This window comes from Amycolatopsis sp. NPDC005003 (assembly GCF_053600695.1).
On the sequence record NZ_JBSGAI010000013.1, the window covers coordinates 1 to 19,734 of the forward strand.

The following is a 19,734-nucleotide window of genomic DNA, read 5'->3' on the forward strand; positions in this document are numbered from 1 at the left end:
CGCACCGCCGGATCGTGGCGGCGCACGTGCTGCCGCGGATCGCCGGCCCGGTCATCGTCCAGGCTCACGACCAGGCCGCGGCAGAGTGTCCACATCAGCTGGCGGCGGGGAAAGTGTTGCGGGGCAAGGGTGTTGAGATCGCCGTTTAGCACATGTGCCCGGCCCGCACGCAATCGCCGTACCGCGTGCGGGTGCCCGAACACCCCGCCGGTAGCCTCTTGGCCGTGTCCGTGTCCTCGTCCAGTTCCCAGGTGCCGGAAAGCCCGGTGAAAGCGGTGCCCGCGCCGCCCCGCCCGGCGCGCATCGACCCGGTCCCGCTGGCGACGCTGCTCGCCAGGGCGGACGCCCGCCTCATCGCCGGCTCGCCCGACGCGGCCGAGCTGACCGTCACCGGCACCACGCTGCGCGCGCAGCACGTGCTGCCCGGTGACCTCTTCGCCGCGCTCCCGGGCGCCCGTGCCCACGGTGCCGACTTCAGCGACCAGGCCGTCGCGGCCGGGGCCGTCGCCGTCCTCACCGACGCCGAAGGCGCCGAGCGGCCCGCCCTGCGCGACGCCGGCGTCCCGATCCTGGTGCACGCCGACCCGCGCGCCGCGCTCGGCGAGATCGCCGCCTGGATCTACGGCGAGCCCTCCCTGAAGCTGGCCGTCCTCGGCGTCACCGGCACCTCCGGCAAGACCACGACGTCCTACCTGGTGGACGCCGGCCTGGCGGCGGCCGGGCTGACCACCGGCCTGATCGGCACGGTGGAGACCCGGATCGCCGGCGAACGCCTGGTCAGCGGGTTCACCACGCCGGAGGCGCCGGACCTGCAGGCGCTGCTCGCGGTGATGGTCGAGCGCGGCGTCACGCACGTGCCGATGGAGGTCTCCAGCCACGCGCTCGCGCTGGGCCGGGTCAACGGCACCCGGTTCGCGGTCGGCGCCTTCACCAACCTCTCCCAGGACCACCTGGACTTCCACAAGGACATGCAGGAGTACTTCGCCGCGAAGTCCCTGCTGTTCGACGGCCGCTCGACGCACGAGGTCGTCGTGGTCGACAGCGCGTGGGGCCAGGCCCTGCTCACGCCGCGGACGATCACCGTGACCACCGATCCGGGCACCGAAGCCGCCTGGAAGGCCACCGACCTGGAGGCGACCCCGCAGGGCGAGCAGACGTTCACCCTGCACGGCCCGGACGGCGCCCGCGCCGCCGCCCGGATCCCGCTGCCCGGCGAGTTCAACGTCGCCAACGCCGTGCTCGCCGCCGCGATCCTGAGCACCGCCGGCGTGAGCCTGGAGCACATCGTCACCGGGCTCGCCCAGGTCCAGGTGCCGGGCCGGATGGAGCGGGTCTACGTCGGCCAGGAGTTCACCGCCGTCGTCGACTACGCCCACAAGCCCGCCGCGGTCGCCCAGGGCCTGGACGCGCTGCGGGCCCGCACCGAGGGCCGGATCATCACCGTGCTCGGCTGCGGCGGCGACCGGGACACCGCCAAGCGCCCGATGATGGGCGAGGCCGCGGCCCGCCGCAGCGACGTCCTGATCGTCACCGACGACAACCCGCGCTCCGAGGACCCGGCGGCGATCCGCGCCGCCATGCTCGCCGGCGCCCGCGCGGTCGGCCCCGCCGAGGGCGGCGAGGTCCTCGAGATCGGCGACCGCCGCGAGGCCATCGCGCACGCCGTCTCGCTCGCCGGGCCGGGCGACATCGTCTTCCTCGCCGGCAAGGGGCACGAATCCGGCCAGGAGGCCGGCGGTGTCGTGCACCCGTTCTCCGACCGCGACGAGCTGGCCGCGGCCATCCGCAACAAACTCGAGGTGAGTGTGTGATCGTGCTCAGCCTGGCCGAGATCGCCGACGTCGTCGGCGGCCGGCTGCACCGCGCCGAGCCGGGCACGCAGGTGACCGGCACCGTGGAGTTCGACACCCGGAAGCTCACCCCCGGCGGCCTGTTCGTCGCCCTGCCGGGGGAGAAGGTCGACGGCCACGACTTCGCCGCGCAGGCCGTCGAGGCGGGCGCCGTGGCCGTGCTGGCCGCCCGCGAGGTCGACGCGCCCGCGATCGTCGTCCCGCCGATCGGCGCGGGCGAGGCCCACGCGCGGTCGGTCGCGCTGACCGGCGACAAGGACGGCTCCGGCGCCGCGGTGCTGGCCGCGCTGGCCAAGCTCGCCCGGCACGTCGTGCAGCGCCTGGCCGAGGGCGAGCTGACCGTCGTCGGCGTCACCGGCTCCTCCGGCAAGACCTCGACCAAGGACGTCATCGCGCAGCTGCTCGAGCCGCTCGGCCCGACGATCGCGCCCCCCGGGTCGTTCAACAACGAGCTCGGCCACCCCTGGACGGCGCTGCGGGCCGACGACCGGACTCGGCACCTCGTGCTGGAGCTGTCCGCGCGAGGCCCGGGCCACATCGCCCACCTCGCCGAGATCGCGCCGCCGAAGATCGGCGTCGTGCTCAACGTCGGCAGCGCGCACGTCGGCGAGTTCGGCTCGCGCGAAGGCATCGCGAAGACCAAGGGCGAGCTGGTCGAGGCCCTGCCCGAAGACGGCGTCGCGGTGCTGAACCTCGACGACCCGCTGGTCGCGGCCATGGCGAGCCGCACGAAGGCCCGGGTGGTGTTCGTCGGCGAAAGCCCGTCCGCCCAGGTCCGCGCGGAGAACATCACCGTCGACGACGAGGCCCGCGCGTCCTTCCGGCTGATCACCCCGGCCGGCGAGGCCGACGTCAAGCTGCCGCTGCACGGCGAGCACCACGTCGGCAACGCGCTGTCCGCCGCGGCGGTCGCGCTGGAGCTGGGTGTGAGCCCGGCCGACATCGCCACCCGGCTCTCGAACCTCGAGCGGCGCTCCGCGCGCCGGATGGAGGTCGTCACGCGCGAAGACGGCGTCACGATCCTCAACGACTCGTTCAACGCCAACCCCGAGTCGATGCGGGCCGGCCTGAAGGCCCTCGCGGCGATGACGCGGGACACCGGCCGCCGGTCCTGGGCCGTGCTCGGCGTGATGGGCGAGCTCGGCGCGGACTCGGTCACCGCCCACGACGAGATCGGCCGGCTCGTCGTCCGGCTCAACATCGCCAAGCTCGTCGTCATCGGGCCCGAGGCGGCGGCCATGCACCAGGGTGCGCACCAGGAAGGCTCCTGGGGCGAGGAATCCACTTTGGTACCCGACGTCGAGGCCGCCGTCGCCTTGCTGCATGATCAGCTCCGCCCGGGGGACGTGGTGCTGGTCAAGGCCTCCAAGGCCGCGGGCCTCTGGCGGGTCGCCGAGGCCCTGCTCGAACCCCGGGAAACCGACAACTCCGAGAATCGCTCGAACGGTGGTGACGCGTGATCAGCATCCTGATCGCGGCCGCGGCGGGCCTGCTGATCTCCATCCTGCTCACGCCCTACCTGATCCGGGTGTTCTCCCGGCAGGGCTTCGGCCAGGAGATCCGCGAGGAAGGCCCCCAGGGACACAAGTCCAAGCGCGGTACCCCGACCATGGGCGGGGTCGCGATCATCATCGCGATGGTCGTCGGGTACTTCGCCGCACACCTGATCAACTGGATGTTCAACTCCCGCAGCGGCGCGCCGACGGCGTCGGGGCTGCTGGTCCTGATGCTCGCGGTGGGCCTGGGGATCGTCGGGTTCCTCGACGACTTCATCAAGATCCGCAAGCAGCGGAACCTGGGGCTGAACAAGACCGCGAAGCTGGTCGGGCAGCTCGTGGTCACCGTCGCGTTCGCGGTGCTGGCGCTGAACTTCCCGAACGAGCACGGCATCACGCCCGCGTCGGAGAGCCTCTCCTACGTGCGTGATCTCGCGCTGATCACCTTCCCGTCGGTGATCTTCGTGATCTTCTGCTACATCGTGATCTCGGGCTGGTCGAACGCGGTGAACTTCACCGACGGCCTGGACGGCCTGGCCGGCGGGGCGGCGGCGATGGTGCTCGCCACCTACGTGGTGATCTCGTTCTGGCAGGAACGGCTGTCCTGCGCCAACGCGCCGGCGGCCGCCTGCTACGACGTCCGCGACCCGCTGGACCTGGCCGTGGTCGCCGCCGCGGCGACCGGCGCCTGCGTCGGGTTCCTCTGGTGGAACGCGGCCCCGGCGAAGATCTTCATGGGCGACACCGGCTCGCTGGCCCTCGGCGGCCTGGTCGCCGGGCTCTCCATGACGACCCGTACCGAGCTGCTCGCCATCGTCATCGGCGGCCTGTTCATGGTCGAGATGATCTCGGTGGTCGCGCAGATCGCGGTGTTCCGGACGACCCGGCGCCGGCTGTTCCGGATGGCGCCGTTCCACCACCACTTCGAGCTCGCCGGCTGGGCCGAAACCACGGTGATCATCCGGTTCTGGCTGCTCTCGGCGATCTGCTGCATGTTCGGGCTCGGCCTGTTCTACAGCGAGCAGCTGGGCCTCGGAGGCTGACCGTGGATCTCGACGGTCGTCATGTGCTGGTCGCCGGAGCCGGGGTCACCGGGAAGTCGGTGGTCCCGGTGCTGGTCGAGCTGGGGGCCCGCGTCACCGTCACCGACGGCAACGCCGAGCGCCTGGCCGAGCTCGACGGCCTCGGCGCCGAGCTGGTGCCGGGGCTGACCGAGCCGCCGGAAGGAACGGCCCTCGTCGTCACCAGCCCCGGCTGGCGGCCGACGTCGCCGCTGCTCGTGGCCGCGGCCGAGGCGGGGATCGAGGTCATCGGCGACGTCGAACTGGCCTGGCGGGTCGGGCGGCTGCGCGAGCACCCGCCGTCCTGGCTGGTGGTGACCGGCACCAACGGCAAGACGACCACCGCCGGCATGCTCGAATCGATCCTCAATGCGGCCGGGGCGAACGCCGTGGCCTGCGGGAACATCGGCTACGCGGCGCTGGACGCGGTCCGCGCGGGCTACGACGTGCTGGCCGTCGAACTGTCGAGCTTCCAGCTGCACTGGTCCTCGACGCTGGCCCCGGACGCCGCCGTCGTGCTGAACCTGGCCGAGGACCACATCGACTGGCACGGCTCGATGGAGGAGTACGCGGCCGCGAAGGGCCGGGTCTACGCCCGGGCCAAGGTCGCGGTGCACAACGCCGACGACGACTGGTCCACCCGGATCGCCGCCGAGCACGCCCCCGAGAGCGCCCGCCGCGTCGGCTTCCAGCTCGACACCCCGCGCGCCGGCGAGCTGGGCGTGGTCGAGGACCTGCTGGTCGACCGCGCCTTCGTCGCCGACCCGGCGAACAGCGCCGAGGAGCTCGCCACGCTGTCCGACGTCCGCCCGGCGGGCCCGCACAACGTCGCGAACGCCCTCGCCGCGGCCGCGCTGGCCCGCGCGCACGGCGTCACCCCCGAAGCCGTGCTGAAGGGCCTGCGCGAGTACCAGCCGGCCCCGCACCGGGCCGTCGAGGTCGCCGAAGTGGCCGGGGTGCGGTACGTCAACGACTCGAAGGCGACCAACCCGCACGCGGCCGCGGGGTCGCTGCGGGCGCACGAGTCGATCGTGTGGATCGCCGGGGGCCAGCTCAAGGGCGCCTCGGTCGACGAACTCGTGAGCAGCATCGCCGGCCGCCTCCGCGGAGTTGTGCTACTCGGTGTCGATTCACCCGTGATCGCCGCCGCGGTCGCGCGACACGCGCCGGATGTCCCGGTGAACAGCCTCCGTCCGGGTGACCATGAACCCATGACTGCGGCGGTGAGTGCGGCCAGCGCGATGGCCCGGCCCGGTGACGTGGTGCTGCTGGCACCCGCCGCGGCGTCGTTGGACATGTTCCCGAACTACGGCGCACGCGGCGACGCGTTCGCCGCGGCGGTGCATGTCCTCCGCGACGACGCAGCGGGGGAGCCGAGTGACGACAGCTGAAACCAAGCCCAAGCCCGAACCGCCGCCGAAGCGGCCGCGCCGCGAGCGCAAGGAGAGCGGCTTCGTCGCGTTCCGGACCGCGCTGACCGCGTGGCTCTCGCGGCCGCTCGCGTCGTTCCACCTGGTGCTCGCCCTCACCGGCGTGCTCACCGTCATCGGCATCGTCATGGTGCTCTCGGCGTCTTCGGTCGCCTCCTACAACCCGAAGACCGGCAGCGGTGTGTACTCGCTGTTCATCAAGCACCTGGTGTTCGTCGCGCTCGGCTCGGTCGTGTTCTGGCTGGGCCTGCGGGTCAAGCTGGAGCGGATCCGGCGGATGTCGGCCACCGCGACGGTGATCTGCCTCGGCCTGCTGGTGCTGGTGCTCACCCCGCTCGGCTCGACGGTCAACGGCTCCCAGGGCTGGTTCAAGATCGGCGAGTTCACCTTCCAGCCGGTCGAGGCCGCGAAGGTCGCGCTGGCCTTCTGGGGCGCCCACATCCTGGTGATCAAGTACAACGTGATCCACCAGTGGCGGCACCTGCTGGTGCCCGTGGTGCCGATCGCGCTGCTGATGTTCGCCCTGGTCATGCTGCAGCCCGACCTCGGCGGCACGGTCACCCTCGCCGTGGTGCTGCTGGCGCTGCTGTGGTTCGCCGGCGCCCCGAAACGGCTGTTCGGCGTCATCCTCGCCGGCGGCCTGGCCGGCGTGCTCGTGCTCGCCCTCATCGCGCCCTACCGGCTCGCCCGGGTCATGTCGTTCCTCTCGCCGGACGCCGACGTCAGCGCGGAGGGCTTCCAGGCCAACCAGGCCAAGCTGGCGCTCGCCGACGGCGGCGTCCTCGGCAAGGGCCTCGGCCAGGGCGCGGCCAGCTGGAACTACCTGCCGAACGTGCAGAACGACTTCATCTTCGCCCTGATCGGCGAGGAGCTCGGGCTGGTCGGCTGCGTCGTCGTGCTCGCCCTCTTCGGCGGGGTCGCGATCGTCGGCCTGCGGATCGCCACCCGCAACATCGACCCGTGGATCCGGATCGTCTCCGGCACGCTGACGGTGTTCCTGGTCGCCCAGGCCGGCATCAACATCGGCTACGTCGTCGGCCTGCTGCCGGTCACCGGTGTCACGCTGCCGCTCATCTCCTACGGCGGCACCTCGCTGGTGATCACCATGCTCATCATGGGCGTGCTCGCGAACGCCGCCCGGCACGAACCGGAGGCGGTGGCCGCACTGCGCACACAGGGGCCGGGTAAATTCGGGCGTCTGCTGCGGCTGCCCGCGCCCGACCCGTACCGCCCGCCCGCCACGCGCAAGGCGGCGGGGCGAAGTGGGGCGAAGGCGGCCAGGCCGGCGCCCCGTGCGGCCCGGCCCGCCCCGGCACAGGAACGACGCAGGTCGGTCCGCGAACCGGTGCGCCGCAGCGCGGCACGGACGAGCACGGCCACGTCTCGCGGCGGGGCCGCGCGGACAACAGCGAGCCGTGGTACCCGGAGTACCGCGAACCGGAGAGGTCATAGGTGAGTAAGCCCGTCAAGGGAACCGAGCGAGCCGCCGCGGGGAAGGGCCCCGTGGTCGTGGTCGCCGGAGGTGGCACCGCAGGACACATCGAACCCGCCCTCGCCCTGGCCGACGCCGTGATGCGGCTGCGACCGGACGCGACGGTCGTCGCCCTCGGCACCGAGCGCGGCCTGGAGAACAAGCTGGTCCCGGCCCGTGGCTACCCCCTGGAGCTGATCCCGCCGGTGCCGCTGCCGCGCAAGCCGACGCCGGAGCTGGTCAAGCTGCCGCTGAAGGTCCGCGACTCGGTCCGCAAGACCCGCGAAGTGCTGGAGCGCGTCGGCGCGGACGTCGTCGTCGGCTTCGGCGGGTACGTCGCCCTGCCCGCCTACCTGGCCGCGCGCGGGCGCGTCCCGATCGTGGTGCACGAGGCCAACAAGTCGGCCGGCCTGGCGAACAAGGTCGGCGCGCGGTTCGCCAAGCGCGTCGCCGTCGCCGTTCCGGGGACGACGCTGCCGAACGCCGAGGTCGTCGGGATCCCGCTGCGGCGGTCGATCACGGCCTTGGACCGGGCCGCGCTGCGGGCCGAGGCGCGCGAGTTCTTCGGCCTGGACCCGGACGCGCCGACGCTGCTGGTGTTCGGCGGTTCGCAGGGCGCGCAGTCGATCAACGCCGCCGTGTCCGGTGCGGCGAAGGACCTCGCGGACGCCGGCGTCGGCGTCCTGCACGCGCACGGCCCGAAGAACACGCTGGTCGTGCAGGAGTTCCCGGGCAAGCCGGCGTACGTGCCGGTGCCGTACCTGGAGCGGATGGACCTGGCCTACGCGGCCGCCGACGTCGCGATCTGCCGCTCGGGCGCGATGACCGTCGCCGAAGTGACCTCGGTCGGGCTGCCCGCGGTGTTCGTCCCGCTGCCGATCGGCAACGGCGAGCAGGCCACCAACGGCCGCCCTGCCGTCGACGCCGGGGCCGCGCTGATGATCGACGACGCCGAGCTGAGCCCGGCCAAGGTCGCCGAGCTGGTCGTCCCGCTGGTCACCGACGCCGACCGCGTCGCGAAGATGAGCGCGGCGGCGGTCGGCATGGGCCACCGCGAGGCCGACGAAACCCTCGCCCGGATCGTCTTGGAGGCCGCGCGTGGTTGAGTCGACACAGCCTGAACTGCCCGAAGAACTGCGCCGGGCGCACCTGATCGGGATCGGCGGGGCCGGCATGTCCGGGATCGCCCGGATCCTGCTGGCCCGGGGCGCTTTCGTCTCGGGCTCGGACGCCAAGGAGTCGCGGGCGCTGCTCTCGCTGCGGGCCCAGGGTGCCGAGCTCTTCGTCGGCCAGGCGGCCGCCAACATCTCCGCGCTTGCCGAGCCGCCGTCCGCGGTGGTCGTCTCGACGGCGATCAAGGAGACCAACCCCGAGCTGGCCGCGGCGCGCGCGGCGGGCATCCCGGTGCTGCACCGGGCGGAGGCGCTGGCCGGGCTGATGGAGGGCCACCGGGTCGCCTGCATCGCGGGCACGCACGGCAAGACGTCGACGACGTCGATGCTCACCGTGGCGCTGCAGCACTGCCGGCTCGACCCGTCGTTCGCCATCGGCGGCGATCTCAACGAGTCCGGTGCGAACGCCCACCACGGCGAGGGTGGCGTCTTCGTCGCCGAGGCCGACGAGAGCGACGGCTCGTTCCTGACCTATTCGCCGTCGGTCGCGGTGGTGACGAACGTCGAGCCGGACCACCTGGACCACCACGGCACGGCCGAGGCCTACACGAAGGTGTTCACCGAGTTCGTGAGCCGGATCGTGCCGGGCGGGCTGCTGATCGTCTGCGCCGACGACCTGGCGGCCGACGAACTGGGCAAGCAGGCCGCCGAGCTGGGCGTGCGGGTCCGCCGCTACGGCCGCACGGCCACCGACGCGCGGGTCCTGGACTACGTCCCGGCGCCGGACGGCGGGGTCGTGCGGCTGCTGCTCGACGGCTCGGAGCTGGCGGTGCGGGTGGCCGTGCCGGGCGAGCACATGGCGTTGAACGCGGTCGCGGCCCTGCTGGCCGGGATCGAGCTGGGCGCGCCGGTCGAAGGCATGGTCGAGGGGATCGCGGCGTTCGGCGGCGTCCGGCGTCGCTTCGAGTTCAAGGGCCGGGCCGGCGACGTCCGCGTCTACGACGACTACGCCCACCACCCCACCGAGGTGGCCGCGCAGCTGCGCGCGGTGCGGACGGCGGCCGGGTCCGGGCGGGTGATCGTGGTGTTCCAGCCGCACCTGTACTCGCGGACCAAGACGTTCTCGGCCGAGTTCGCTTCCGCGTTGTCCCTGGCGGACGAGGTCGTCGTGCTGGACGTCTACGGTGCCCGCGAGGAGCCCGAGCCGGGTGTCACCGGCGCGCTGATCGCGGACCAGGTGACGGCGTCGGTGCACTACGAACCCGCGTTCGACGTCGCCGCGCCGCTGGTGGCCGGGCTGGCGAAGCCGGGCGACCTGGTGGTGACCATGGGCGCGGGCGACGTCACGCAGCTGGGCCCGGAGATCCTCGCCGAGCTGGACAAGCGCTGAGGCCATGAGTCCGACCAGGGAACGCCGTCCGCCGTCCTCCTCGGCTTCGGAAGAGGACGTCCCGGATCGCGCCGCCCTGGCCCGCCAACGGCGGGGGCGGCGCTCCGAGGAGGAGCGCCGCCGGACGCGGGCCGAGCGCACCAAGCCGAGCCCGCGCAACCGGCCCAACCGGCAGGTGGAGATCCGCCGCCGGTGGGTCGCGCTGCTGTCCGTGCTGACCGTCGTGGCGCTGGTCTACCTGCTGTTTTTCAGCTCGATGCTCGGCGTGCAGGACGTCGCGGTCAGCGGCTCCCGCACGGTGCCCGCCGACCAGATCCGCACGGTGGCGGCGGTCCCGGCGGACAAGCCGATGCTGCGGCTGAGCACCGACGAGATCCGCGACCGGGTGGCGGCGATGCCGGGCATCGCGACGGTCGAGGTGTCCCGTTCGTGGCCGAACACGGTCGAGATCACGGTGACCGAGCGGACGGCGATCGCGTTCTTCGACAGCGGCCCGGGCGGCGACGGCGTCCACCTCGTCGACGGCGGCGGCGTCGTGTTCAAGACGGTCTCGGCGCGCCCGCCGGGCCTGCCGGAGCTCAAGCTGCCGAAGGTGTCGGCGGACGACCCGGTGACGCGCGCGGTGACGGCCGTGCTCGGGGTGATCCCGGAGCAGCTCCTCAAGCAGGTCACGACGGCGACGGCGAAGACGCCGGCGAGCGTGGAGTTCACGCTGGCCAACGGGAAGATCGTCCGCTGGGGGACCGCGGAGCAGACCGACCGCAAGGCCAAGGTCCTGGCGGCACTGCTCACCCAGGACGGCAAGGTCTACGACGTCGCGGCGCCGGAACTGCCGACCATCACCTCCTGAAAGTCCCGGTTCCGGTGCACCGGCGTTCCCGTATGCCGTACGATCTCGTACGGCATACGGGAATGAGGAGGATGCGCATGACGATTCTGGTGACGGGGGCGACCGGCAGCGTGGGGCGCCTGGTGGTCGATGAACTGGTCGCGGCGGGCGTGCCCGTGCGGGCGCTGACCGTCGACCCCGGACGCGCGAAGCTGCCGCCGGAGGCCGAGGTGGTCGTCGGGTCGCTGGCCCGGCCGTCGACCCTGCCGGTGGCGCTCAAGGGCGTGTCGGCGGTGTACCTCGCCCCGATGGCGAGGACGGTCCGGCGGTTCTGCGAGCTGGCGTCGGACGAGGGTGCCGAGCGGGTCGTCGCGCTGTCGGGCAGCAGCGTCGGTGACGAGCACGAGGGCTCCAGCGGGCACGAGTACGGCGCCGTCGAGGCCGCCGTCCGGGACGCCGGGTTCGCCTGGACCTTCCTGCGGCCCGGCGCGTTCATGAACAACACGCTCGACTGGGCGCCGATGGTCCGGGCGGGCGAGGTGGCGATGGCCTACGGCGACGCGACGCAGACGCCCATCGACCTCGGCGACATCGCGGCGGTGGCTGCGCGCGTCCTCCTTGCGGAGGGCCACATCGGGGCCACGTATGTCCTCAGTGGACCCGAGGCGATCAGCCTGCGCGGCCAAGTGGAGACCCTGGCTTCGGTGCTGGGCAAGGAGATCCGCTTCCGCGAGCTGACGCCGGACGAGCAGCGCGCGCAGTGGATCGGCTTCGGCATCCCGGAAGAGGCCGTGGGCTGGCTGCTCGAAGGCTTCGCGGAAACCCTGCGGCACCCGCAGGTGCCGACCGGCGTCGTCGAGGAACTGCTGGGCCGGCCGGGAACGACGTACGCGCAATGGGTGGCGGCGAACCGGACGACCTTCGCATAAGGAGTATTGCCCCCGCGGGCCGGGTGGCGATACGTTGCGTAGCAGTGTCGATGCGAAACGTCTGGGGTTGACGATGGTCAAGGCACGCTGCGCGGCGGTTCTCGCGGCGCTCGCACTCACCGCGCCGTTCGCGCCACCGGCGGCGGCCGCCGCCCCGAACGCGGTCGTGGTCTGGGACCTCAACGCGCAGACCGCGATCTGGGACGTCGCGCACCAGTCGCCGCCGCAGGTCGCCGGGCGCGGGTTCGCGATGGTCAGCGGGGCGGTCTACGACGCGGTGAACGCGATCGAGGGCACGCCGTACGAGCCCTACCTGGTCGCCCCGCCGGCCACCGGCCGGGAGTCGGCGGACGCCGCCGTCGGCACCGCCGCCTACCGGGTGCTGGACGCGATCTTCCCGGAACAGCGGGAAAGACTGCGTGTCCAGTACGACGACTGGCTCGCCGGGCTCCCGGACGGACCGGCGAAGCGGGGCGGCATCCGGGTCGGCGCGCAGGCGGCCGCCGCGATGATCACCGCACGGCAGGACGACGGCGCCTTCGATCCCCGGCTCTGGACCGTCGGTGCCGAGCCGGGTCAGTACCGGCCCACGCCGCCGGCCTTCGAAAACACCGGCGCCTGGGTGGGTTTCCTCAAGCCGTTCGCCGTCCCGGACGCGACGATGTTCCGCACGCCGGGGCCGCCCTCGGTCACGAGCCGCGCGTACGCCCGCGATTTCGCCGAGGTGAAGCGGCTCGGCTCGGCGACGAGCACCGTCCGCACCGCCGACCAGACCGACGCGGCGCTCTGGTGGCACGACCGGCGGTCCGTCAGCTGGGGCATGAAGCGCGACCTCGCGCTCACGCAGAAGCTGAGCGTGCTGCAAACCGCGCGCTTCTACGCCCTGGCCGACTTCGCCGGCACGGACGGCGCGATCGCCTGCGCGAACGACAAGGAGTTCTGGCACTCCTGGCGGCCGGTCACCGCCATCCGCCTCGCCGGCACCGACGGAAACCCGGCCACCGAGGAGGATCCCGGCTGGACGCCGCTGGTGGTCACCCCGCCGAATCCCGACTACCCGTCCGGCCACACGTGCCGCACCGCCGCGCAGATGACGGCGTACGCGCACTTCTTCGGCCGGGACGACGTGCCCTTCAGCGCGTTCAGCGTCGACAGTGGCACCACGCGGCACTTCGGCAGCTTCTCGCAGGCGACCGCCGAAGTGGTCGGAGCCCGCATCTGGGCCGGCATCCACTTCAGGTCCGCCGACGTCGACGGCACCCGGCTCGGCACGGGCGTGGGCCGGTACATCACGGGGCACTACTTCCGGCCGTGCCGCTCCTAGACCCGGGTGCGGGTCATCCCGGCCAGGCCGAGCAGCGGCAGCACACCGGCGAACACGACGACCGCCGTCCAGCCGCCCAGGTGGTAGGCGATCGAGCCGGCCTGTGAGCCGATCGCGCCGCCGATGAAGAACGTGCCGAGGTAGACGCTGTTGACGCGGGCGCGGGCCGACGGGTCGAGCTGGTAGATCACGTGCTGGCCGGTCACCAGGGTGGCCTGGACCGCCGTGTCGACGGCGATCGCGGCGATCGCCAGCAGGATGACGCTGTGCGCCCCGAACCCGGCGAGCGCGAAGGCCGCGGCGCAGAGCGCGAACGCGCCCGCGGTGAGTTTGCGGCCGTGGCCGTGGTCCGACCACCGCCCGGCCAGCGGCGCCACCGCGGCCCCGGCCGCACCCGCCAGCGCGAACAGGCCCACGCCCAGCTGGGAGTAGTTGAACGGCGGTGCGGTCAGGACGAACGCGATGGTCGTCCAGAACGCGCTGAAGGCGCCGAACATCGCCGACTGGTAGAGCGCGCGGTGGCGCAGCGCGGGGTGTTTCCGCGCCATGGCGAAGGTGGAGCGCAGCAGTTCGCCGTAGGGGACGTCGGTCTTGGGCGCGCGCGGCGGCAGGATGAACCGCAGCACGAGGGCGAGCGCGGCCATCGCCCCGGCCGAGATCAGGAACACCACGCGCCAGCCGGTCACCTCCGCGAGGAGGCTGGCGACGACGCGCGAGAGCAGGATCCCGAAGAGCAGCCCGCTGACGACCCGCCCGACGATCCGGCCGCGGATGGCGTCGGGGGAGAGGTCGGCGGCGAACGGGATGAGGATCTGCACCACGACGGACGCCGCCCCGACGGCCAGCGAGGCGATCAGCAGCACCGCGAACCCGGGCGCGATCCCGGTGGCGACCAGCCCGGCGCACGCGACCGCGAGCAGCGTCGCGACCAGCCCGCGGTTCTCCAGCCGGTCGCCCAGCGGGACGAGCAGCAGCATCCCGGCGGCGTACCCGATCTGGGTGGCGGTGACGACCCCGCCGGCGGCGGCCTCCCCGACCCCGAACGTCTGCCGCAGCTCGGCGAGCAGCGGCTGGGCGTAGTAGAGGTTCGCGACGGTCAGTCCACAGGAGACGGCCAGCAGCAGCACGAGCCAGCCGGGCGGGGCCTTCTGCTCGGTCTCGGTCATCTGCGCCCCCAGGGTCGGAACCGGTTTGATCGGTTCCCGACGGTACCAGTCAAACCGGTTCCGGCGTACTGTGACCCGTATGACGGACAGATTCCGCTCGGGCGCGGGCCGCCGGTGCCTCGACTTCATCCGGACGCTCCGGTACCGGGGGACGCCGTCGGAGACCGAGGAGCTGCCCGACGCGTCGGCGTGGGGAGCGTGGATCGACCAGTTCGGCCCCTTCTCCGCCCCGGTCCGGCCGGCGTCGGCCGGCGAAGCCCGCGCGGTCCGCGAGGCGATCCACGAGCTGTTGACGGGGCCGGCGCGCCCGTCGACACGGCAGCTGCTGAACCGGACGGCGGCGCTGCCGGTGCCGGCGCCCGCGTTGACGCCGTCGGGGGAGCTGCGCTGGCAGGCGGAGGATCCCGCGTCGGCGATGCTGGCGCTGCTGGCCCGGGACGCGCTGGAGCTGGTGACGTCGCCGGAGTTCGCGCGGGTCCGGCGGTGCGAGGGAGCCCGCTGCGGGGCGTTGTTCCTGGACACGTCCCGGCCGGGGACGCGGCGGTGGTGCTCGATGGACGTGTGCGGGAACCAGGCGAAGAAGTCGACTTATCGAGCGAAGGCGGCCACCGGCCGACCATAGCCACGCCAGGCGGAAGGAACGCGGCCGGCGGCCCGGCGTCGACAGGGCAGCTAACGATTTCCCGTTAACATCAGTGACCGTGATGACCGATCTGCCGCTGGACCAGGTCCGGACCCTGCTCGCCGTCGTCGATGCCGGGACCTTCGACGCCGCCGCGGCCGTGCTGCACGTGACGCCGTCGGCGGTGAGCCAGCGGGTGAAGGCACTCGAACAGCGCACCGGCAGTGTGCTGGTGACCCGCACCAAACCGGTGCGGGTCACCGACTCCGGGCAGGTCGTGGTCCGGTTCGCGCGGCGGCTCGCGGCGCTCGAGCGGGACGCGCGAGCCGAGCTGGGCATGAGCGGTGAGCCCGTCCGGGTGCCGATCGCGGTCAACGCCGACTCGCTGTCCACCTGGTTCCTGCCGGCCCTCGCCGGGGTGGCCGCCGATCCGCCGATCTGCTTCGAACTGCACCGCGAGGACCAGGAGCACACCACCACGCTGCTGCGGGAGGGCCGCGTGATGGCGGCGGTGACGTCCTCGGCCACCCCGGTGCAGGGCTGCTCCGTGCGCCCGCTCGGTGCCCTGCGCTACCTGCCGCTGGCCGGCCCGGCCTTCGTCGCGCGGTGGGTGACCGGCGCGCTGCGGGACGACCTGTCGGCGGCGCCGGTCGTCGTGTTCGACGACCACGACGACCTGCAGGACGCGTTCGTCCGGTTGCTCGGCGGGAGCGGGGCGAGCGCGCTGCGGCACTACGTCCCGGCGTCGGAGATGGTCGTCGCCGCGGTCGAAGCCGGCCTCGGGTGGGGCATGGTGCCGGAGGTGCAGGCGGCACCCGGGCTGCGGGACGGCACGCTGGTGCCCCTCGTGCGGAACCGGCCGGTGGACGTGCCGCTCTACTGGCAGCAGTGGAAGCTCGACCTGCCCGCACTGTCCACAGTGGCCGAAGCGGTGGCGGCCGCGGCGGCGGAGTCGTTGCGTGGCAGGCGACGTCCGCCGGGGAAGTCCGCGGGGCACGCACCGGCCTGACCGATTCCTCGGTGTGTTCGCCGAGTGCGTGGTCTTACCCGCGGCGGCCGCGCTGGCGGGCCGGACGGCCGAGCAGGCACTGGGCCTGGCCGTGAACCGGCCCACCGCGCTCAAGCCGCTGTGACCGGTGAGACCGTGGTCGTCCACGCCGCGGCGGGCGCGCAGCGCCTGCTCGAGCAGGCGCCGCGCGCGGACGGGAGGCGACTCCGATCGGCTTCCCGGAGCGGCGCACGGGCTGACCGGGCGCCGCGCGAGCGCTACTCAGGCGCCCGGAAGCCGCCGATCTTCTGCTCGAGCAGTTCGGCCAGCCGCAGCGGGGTGCGGTCCTCGAACCTCGGGCCGATGAGCTGCACGCCCACCGGCAGGCCCTCGGGGGACCGGCCCGCCGGGATGGCGGTGGCCGGGAGGCCGGGCATCGTCGCCAGGCCGGCCCAGACGAGCTGGTCGAAGAACGGGAACTCCACGCCGTCGACGTCGATCCGGCGGGCCAGCAGGTCGGGGGTGTGGTCGTGCGGGAACGCGGGCGTCGGCGTGATCGGGCAGACCACGGCGTCGAACTCGGCGAAGACCTGCCGCCAGCCGTGGCGGTGGAGTTCGCGGCGGCTGTTCGCCTCCAGCCATTCGCGGTGGGTGAACACCATCGCGCGCAGCCGCGCCGCGTCGAGACTCCGGTCGTCTTCGCTCAGGGCGGCGGCGTGGATCCGCAGCTGGTCGTACTCCTCGACGGGGAACTGCGCGACGGTGCCCGAGAACAGCAGTTGCGTGTAGAGCGTCGCGGCTTCGGCGAGGTCGGGCAGCAGCGGGCTGTGCCGTTCGACGCGGGCGCCGCCGTCGGCGAGCGCCTCGGCCACCCGGTGCACGCCCGCGCGCACGGCGGATCCGGTCGGGAGGAACGGATGCTCGTCGAGGACCAGGACCCGGAAGTCCCCGAGCCGGTCGTGGCGTGCCGGCGGCAGGTCCAGCTCGTACGCCACCCCGAGCGTCGACGGGTCCGGCCCGGCCATGACGTCGAGCAGGAGCGTGAGGTCGCGGGCGGTACGCGCCATCGGACCGGCGACGGCGAGGTCGAGTTCGACCGGCAGGGCCGGGGTGGCGGGCAGGACCATGCCGCGGTTCGCCACCAGCCCGAGGGTCGGTTTGTGGGCGTACACGCCGCAAAAGTGCGCGGGGGTGCGCAGCGAGCCGCCGATGTCGGTACCGAGCGACAGCGCCCCGAACCCGGCCGCCAGCGCCGCCGCCGACCCGCCGGACGACCCGCCCGGCGTGCGTTCGTGGTCCCACGGGTTGTTGGTGGTGCCGTAGATTTCGTTGAAGCTCTGCAGGTCCTGCAGCCCCAAGGGCACGTTGGTCTTGCCGAGCACCACCGCCCCGGCGGCCTTGACCCGCGACACGGCGACCGCGTCCTCGGCCGGCACGAAGTCCCGGTGCGACGGGATGCCCCAGGTCGTGGGCAGCCCGGCGACGTTGTAGCTCTCCTTGACCGTCACCGGAAGACCGAGCAGCGGCCGGTCTTCCCCGCGGGCACGCGCCTGGTCGGCGTCGCGCGCGGCGGCGCGGGCGCGGTCGAAGTCGCGCACGCAGATCGCGTTGATCACCTTGTCGTCCCGCTCGATCCGGGCGATCGCCTCTTCGGTCAGCTCGGCCGAGGTCACTTCACCGGCACGCAGAGCGGCCATGAGTTCCCCGGCCGACGCAAAGTTCCACTCCATGAATCCGACCGTATCGGCCCCCGGGGGAGGTCATAAAACGCCGATTCGCGCAAGGCTCGGGGAAGTTCTCCGCCCGGTGACGACCACGGTCGTCCAGCCGGTGGCGCACCAGCGGCTCGCGGTGCGCCGGGAGACCGTCGAGCTGCCCCGGCCGGAATCGGTGGTTCTGCGCCACGGCAAGGAATTGCTTTCGTGATCGAGCTTCGTGGCGTCGTGACGCGGTCGTCTGGCAGGCTGGTTCGGCAGCATTGCCGAAACCGTGTTCACGGGGGAGGAACATGACACCGGGACTGCGTCACGCCTGCCCGAGGGGGACCTGGGAGGTGGTGGAGGCGGTTCCCGGTCGGCCGCTGTGGCCGGGTGTCCGTTGTTACCGGGGTTTTCGCTTCGCGCACGGCGAAGTGCGGCGGCGGCTCGAGGTCCCGGTCGGCTTCGTGACGATCGTGCTCAACTTCGACCGTGGGCTGCGCCTGGCGAGCCTGTCCAGCGCCGTCCCGACGCCGGGATCGCTCACGTCGCTGGTGTCCGGCGTGCGCACCTGTGCGACGGTGGGTGAACACGACGGCCACCTGCACGGGGTGGAGGTGGTCCTCGAGCCGTGGGCCGCCTTCACGTTGTTCGACACCCCGTTGCGGGACCTGAAGAACCGGATCGTCGACGCGTCCGACCTGCTCGACGTCCGGGTGCGGGGGCTGACGGACGCGCTGGCCGCGACGGACGGCTGGGCCGGCCGGTTCGCGTTGCTGGACTCGGTGCTGGGGCGGTGGCGGGCGGCCGGCCCGGCGTGCTCGCGACACGTGGTGCGGGCGTGGCAGGTGCTGGCGCACTCCGGGGGAACGGTGCCGATCGCGAAGCTCGCCGGCCACGTCGGCTGGAGCGAACGGCAGCTGGAGCGCCGGTTCCTCGAACAGGTCGGCCACACGCCGAAGGCGGCCGCGCGGATCGTGCGGTTCCAACGGGCGTTGCGCGAGCTCCTCGCCTGCGCACCGACGGCGGGCACCGCGACCGGGTGCGGTTTCTTCGACCAGGCCCACCTCGACCGGGAGTTCCGGTCGATGACCGGGCGGTCGGTTTCCCGGTTCCTCGCCGAACACCGGACGACCGGATCCGGGCCACTGGTCCGGCAACGGGTGATCGGCGACGTGACGAGCGTTCCCCTGCCGGCCGATGTCGGTTTTTTCCAAGCACCGGCCACCCCGCACGGTGGAAGATTTCCGGTGCCCGGATCCGGAAGCCGGGCGCAGGCGATCGACCGTCGAAGAGGAGAATGAGACCCATGCTCTTGCGGGGAATGCTCGGGGTGGCCGTGCTGGTGGCGACGTTCGACGTCGGCGATGGCGCGTCCGCGGAGGCCGGCGAGGGGGTCGCCCCGGAGTTCGCCGTCCAGGGCACCGCGGCCGGCCAGAGCTCCGCCCAGATCGGTTCCGCGCAGGCCGGGGCCGAGCAGAACGGCGTGAGTTCGGCGGCAAGCGGGTTGCGCTGAACCGGAGCGAGTTCACCGGTGCGACCACCCGCGTCGCGGTGCCCGGCGAGCGGCAGCCGCGACGGGTCGGCACGGCGGCGGTCCGCGACGGGAACCGCGACGCCGCCGGGCCGCCAACGGCGACTGGACGCCGTGCGGGCCGCTGGGGAGTCACGGGGCGCCGACCGCTTCGAAGCGGCCGGCGCAGGGGGCCGGGCTCAGGCGTCCTGGTGGCCGGCCATGTACTGGGCGTACCAGACGGGCCATTCCTCGTCGTACTGCCCGGTTTCCTTCTCGTGCTCGCCGTGGGCGGCCGCGGCTTCGCGCAGCGCCTGCTCCAGCTGCTGCGTCGAGCCGTAGGTCACGCCGGTCACGCGGCCGGGGAAGCGGGTGGTGATCTCCTGCAGCAGCCAGGTGTTGCCGTCGGGGTCGCTGAAGGAGGCGAAGGAGGAGTAGGTGCCGCGGCCGGGGTGCACGCCCGGGGCGAACGCGCCGGTCTCGTCGCGGTGGAAGACCTCGCTGACGTCCACACCGAGCTCGGCGAGTTCCTTGCGGGCGGCTTCGATGTCCTCGACCACGAGGTAGGTGCCGCGGACCGAGCCGGGGGCGGCGTCGGTGAGGCCGGTGCCGAAGTGCACCGAGGTGGGTGATCCCGGCGGGGTCAGCTGCACCACCCGGGAGGTGCCGAAGACGATGTCGGCGTCTTCGCGCCAGCCGAGGGTCTTGTAGAAGTGCTTGGTCCGGTCGACGTCGGTGACGGGCAGGACCACGACTTCGAGCTTCATGTCCATGATCGGGCTCCTTTCGGGGGTGGTGGCGGGTCTCGCCGCTCGCCACCACCCTCGTCTCCCGGGAACGCGTTCGCCCCCGTGAG

At 72.9% G+C, this 19,734-nt stretch carries 17 protein-coding genes; 14 read left to right on the forward strand and 3 right to left on the reverse strand.

Annotated features, from left to right (window positions below; translation table 11 throughout):
• The first annotated feature begins 266 nt into the window (after positions 1–266).
• The 10 genes from ACWED2_RS16985 to ACWED2_RS17030 all read left to right on the forward strand — a co-directional run bounded on the left by ACWED2_RS16985 (position 267) and on the right by ACWED2_RS17030 (position 12,892).
• Positions 267–1,811: a UDP-N-acetylmuramoyl-L-alanyl-D-glutamate--2,6-diaminopimelate ligase gene (locus ACWED2_RS16985; RefSeq protein ID WP_449691600.1), complete on the forward strand. Its 1,545-nt coding sequence runs from the start codon at positions 267–269 to the stop codon at positions 1,809–1,811.
• Positions 1,808–3,310, forward strand: coding sequence for a UDP-N-acetylmuramoyl-tripeptide--D-alanyl-D-alanine ligase (locus ACWED2_RS16990; RefSeq protein WP_449691416.1), 1,503 nt, complete (start codon positions 1,808–1,810; stop codon positions 3,308–3,310). Before ACWED2_RS16985 ends, ACWED2_RS16990 begins: the two co-directional genes overlap by 4 nt.
• Positions 3,307–4,389 (forward strand): phospho-N-acetylmuramoyl-pentapeptide-transferase, encoded by a 1,083-nt coding sequence (mraY, locus tag ACWED2_RS16995; RefSeq protein WP_449691417.1) that lies wholly within the window; start codon positions 3,307–3,309, stop codon positions 4,387–4,389. Before ACWED2_RS16990 ends, mraY begins: the two co-directional genes overlap by 4 nt.
• Positions 4,390–4,391: 2 nt before the next feature.
• Positions 4,392–5,798 (forward strand): UDP-N-acetylmuramoyl-L-alanine--D-glutamate ligase, encoded by a 1,407-nt coding sequence (murD, locus tag ACWED2_RS17000; RefSeq protein ID WP_449691419.1) that lies wholly within the window; start codon positions 4,392–4,394, stop codon positions 5,796–5,798.
• Positions 5,785–7,293, forward strand: coding sequence for a putative lipid II flippase FtsW (ftsW, locus tag ACWED2_RS17005; protein ID WP_449691420.1), 1,509 nt, complete (start codon positions 5,785–5,787; stop codon positions 7,291–7,293). Before murD ends, ftsW begins: the two co-directional genes overlap by 14 nt.
• Positions 7,290–8,414, forward strand: a complete 1,125-nt coding sequence (gene murG, locus ACWED2_RS17010; RefSeq protein WP_449691421.1) for an undecaprenyldiphospho-muramoylpentapeptide beta-N-acetylglucosaminyltransferase — start codon at positions 7,290–7,292, stop codon at positions 8,412–8,414. The genes ftsW and murG overlap by 4 nt, the downstream gene beginning before the upstream one ends.
• Entirely contained in the window at positions 8,407–9,810 is a 1,404-nt protein-coding gene (gene murC / locus ACWED2_RS17015) for a UDP-N-acetylmuramate--L-alanine ligase (protein ID WP_449691422.1), read from the forward strand. The genes murG and murC overlap by 8 nt, the downstream gene beginning before the upstream one ends.
• Before the next feature lie 4 nt (positions 9,811–9,814).
• On the forward strand, positions 9,815–10,660 hold the full coding sequence (locus tag ACWED2_RS17020; protein ID WP_449691423.1) for a cell division protein FtsQ/DivIB: 846 nt from the start codon (positions 9,815–9,817) through the stop codon (positions 10,658–10,660).
• A 77-nt stretch (positions 10,661–10,737) separates the two neighbouring features.
• Positions 10,738–11,568 carry an NAD(P)H-binding protein gene (locus ACWED2_RS17025; RefSeq protein ID WP_449691424.1) on the forward strand — a complete coding sequence of 277 codons (831 nt, stop codon included), beginning with the start codon at positions 10,738–10,740 and terminating at the stop codon, positions 11,566–11,568.
• Between the two features lie 73 nt (positions 11,569–11,641).
• Complete coding sequence (locus tag ACWED2_RS17030; RefSeq protein ID WP_449691601.1) at positions 11,642–12,892, forward strand: vanadium-dependent haloperoxidase; 1,251 nt, start codon at positions 11,642–11,644, stop codon at positions 12,890–12,892.
• Here ACWED2_RS17030 and ACWED2_RS17035 read toward each other — a convergent pair.
• Positions 12,889–14,058 (reverse strand): MFS transporter, encoded by a 1,170-nt coding sequence (locus ACWED2_RS17035; RefSeq protein WP_449691425.1) that lies wholly within the window; start codon positions 14,056–14,058, stop codon positions 12,889–12,891. The genes ACWED2_RS17030 and ACWED2_RS17035 overlap by 4 nt on opposite strands.
• Positions 14,059–14,137: 79 nt before the next feature.
• Between ACWED2_RS17035 and ACWED2_RS17040 the strand changes: the two genes are divergently transcribed.
• On the forward strand, positions 14,138–14,680 hold the full coding sequence (locus tag ACWED2_RS17040; protein WP_449691426.1) for a CGNR zinc finger domain-containing protein: 543 nt from the start codon (positions 14,138–14,140) through the stop codon (positions 14,678–14,680).
• 82 nt (positions 14,681–14,762) lie between these two features.
• Positions 14,763–15,689, forward strand: coding sequence for a LysR family transcriptional regulator ArgP (locus tag ACWED2_RS17045; RefSeq protein ID WP_449691427.1), 927 nt, complete (start codon positions 14,763–14,765; stop codon positions 15,687–15,689).
• A 257-nt stretch (positions 15,690–15,946) separates the two neighbouring features.
• Here ACWED2_RS17045 and ACWED2_RS17050 read toward each other — a convergent pair whose 3' ends face one another.
• Positions 15,947–17,398 carry an amidase gene (locus tag ACWED2_RS17050; protein ID WP_449691428.1) on the reverse strand — a complete coding sequence of 484 codons (1,452 nt, stop codon included), beginning with the start codon at positions 17,396–17,398 and terminating at the stop codon, positions 15,947–15,949.
• A gap of 401 nt (positions 17,399–17,799) precedes the next feature.
• Here ACWED2_RS17050 and ACWED2_RS17055 point away from each other — a divergent pair, with 401 nt between their 5' ends.
• Positions 17,800–18,669: a helix-turn-helix domain-containing protein gene (locus tag ACWED2_RS17055; protein WP_449691429.1), complete on the forward strand. Its 870-nt coding sequence runs from the start codon at positions 17,800–17,802 to the stop codon at positions 18,667–18,669.
• 5 nt (positions 18,670–18,674) lie between these two features.
• A complete protein-coding gene (locus ACWED2_RS17060) occupies positions 18,675–18,881 on the forward strand; it encodes a hypothetical protein (RefSeq protein WP_449691430.1) in 207 nt (68 codons plus the stop codon).
• Positions 18,882–19,078: 197 nt separating this feature from the next.
• On the opposite strand, the gene ACWED2_RS17065 is transcribed toward ACWED2_RS17060, so the two are convergent.
• Positions 19,079–19,651, reverse strand: a complete 573-nt coding sequence (locus tag ACWED2_RS17065; RefSeq protein ID WP_449691431.1) for a VOC family protein — start codon at positions 19,649–19,651, stop codon at positions 19,079–19,081.
• Positions 19,652–19,734: the final 83 nt, after the last annotated feature.

Excerpts from the sequence above, each read along its gene's own strand:
- ACWED2_RS17060 (WP_449691430.1), top strand. The coding sequence starts at position 18,675 with ATGCTCTTGCGGGGAATGCTCGGGGTGGCCGTGCTGGTGGCGACGTTC.
- ACWED2_RS17040 (WP_449691426.1), top strand. The coding sequence starts at position 14,138 with ATGACGGACAGATTCCGCTCGGGCGCGGGCCGCCGGTGCCTCGACTTC.
- ACWED2_RS17045 (WP_449691427.1), top strand. The coding sequence starts at position 14,763 with ATGACCGATCTGCCGCTGGACCAGGTCCGGACCCTGCTCGCCGTCGTC.
- ACWED2_RS17065 (WP_449691431.1), bottom strand. The coding sequence starts at position 19,651 with ATGGACATGAAGCTCGAAGTCGTGGTCCTGCCCGTCACCGACGTCGAC.
- ACWED2_RS17030 (WP_449691601.1), top strand. The coding sequence starts at position 11,642 with ATGGTCAAGGCACGCTGCGCGGCGGTTCTCGCGGCGCTCGCACTCACC.
- ACWED2_RS17025 (WP_449691424.1), top strand. The coding sequence starts at position 10,738 with ATGACGATTCTGGTGACGGGGGCGACCGGCAGCGTGGGGCGCCTGGTG.
- ACWED2_RS17050 (WP_449691428.1), bottom strand. The coding sequence starts at position 17,398 with ATGGAGTGGAACTTTGCGTCGGCCGGGGAACTCATGGCCGCTCTGCGT.
- ACWED2_RS17035 (WP_449691425.1), bottom strand. The coding sequence starts at position 14,058 with ATGACCGAGACCGAGCAGAAGGCCCCGCCCGGCTGGCTCGTGCTGCTG.
- ACWED2_RS17020 (WP_449691423.1), top strand. The coding sequence starts at position 9,815 with ATGAGTCCGACCAGGGAACGCCGTCCGCCGTCCTCCTCGGCTTCGGAA.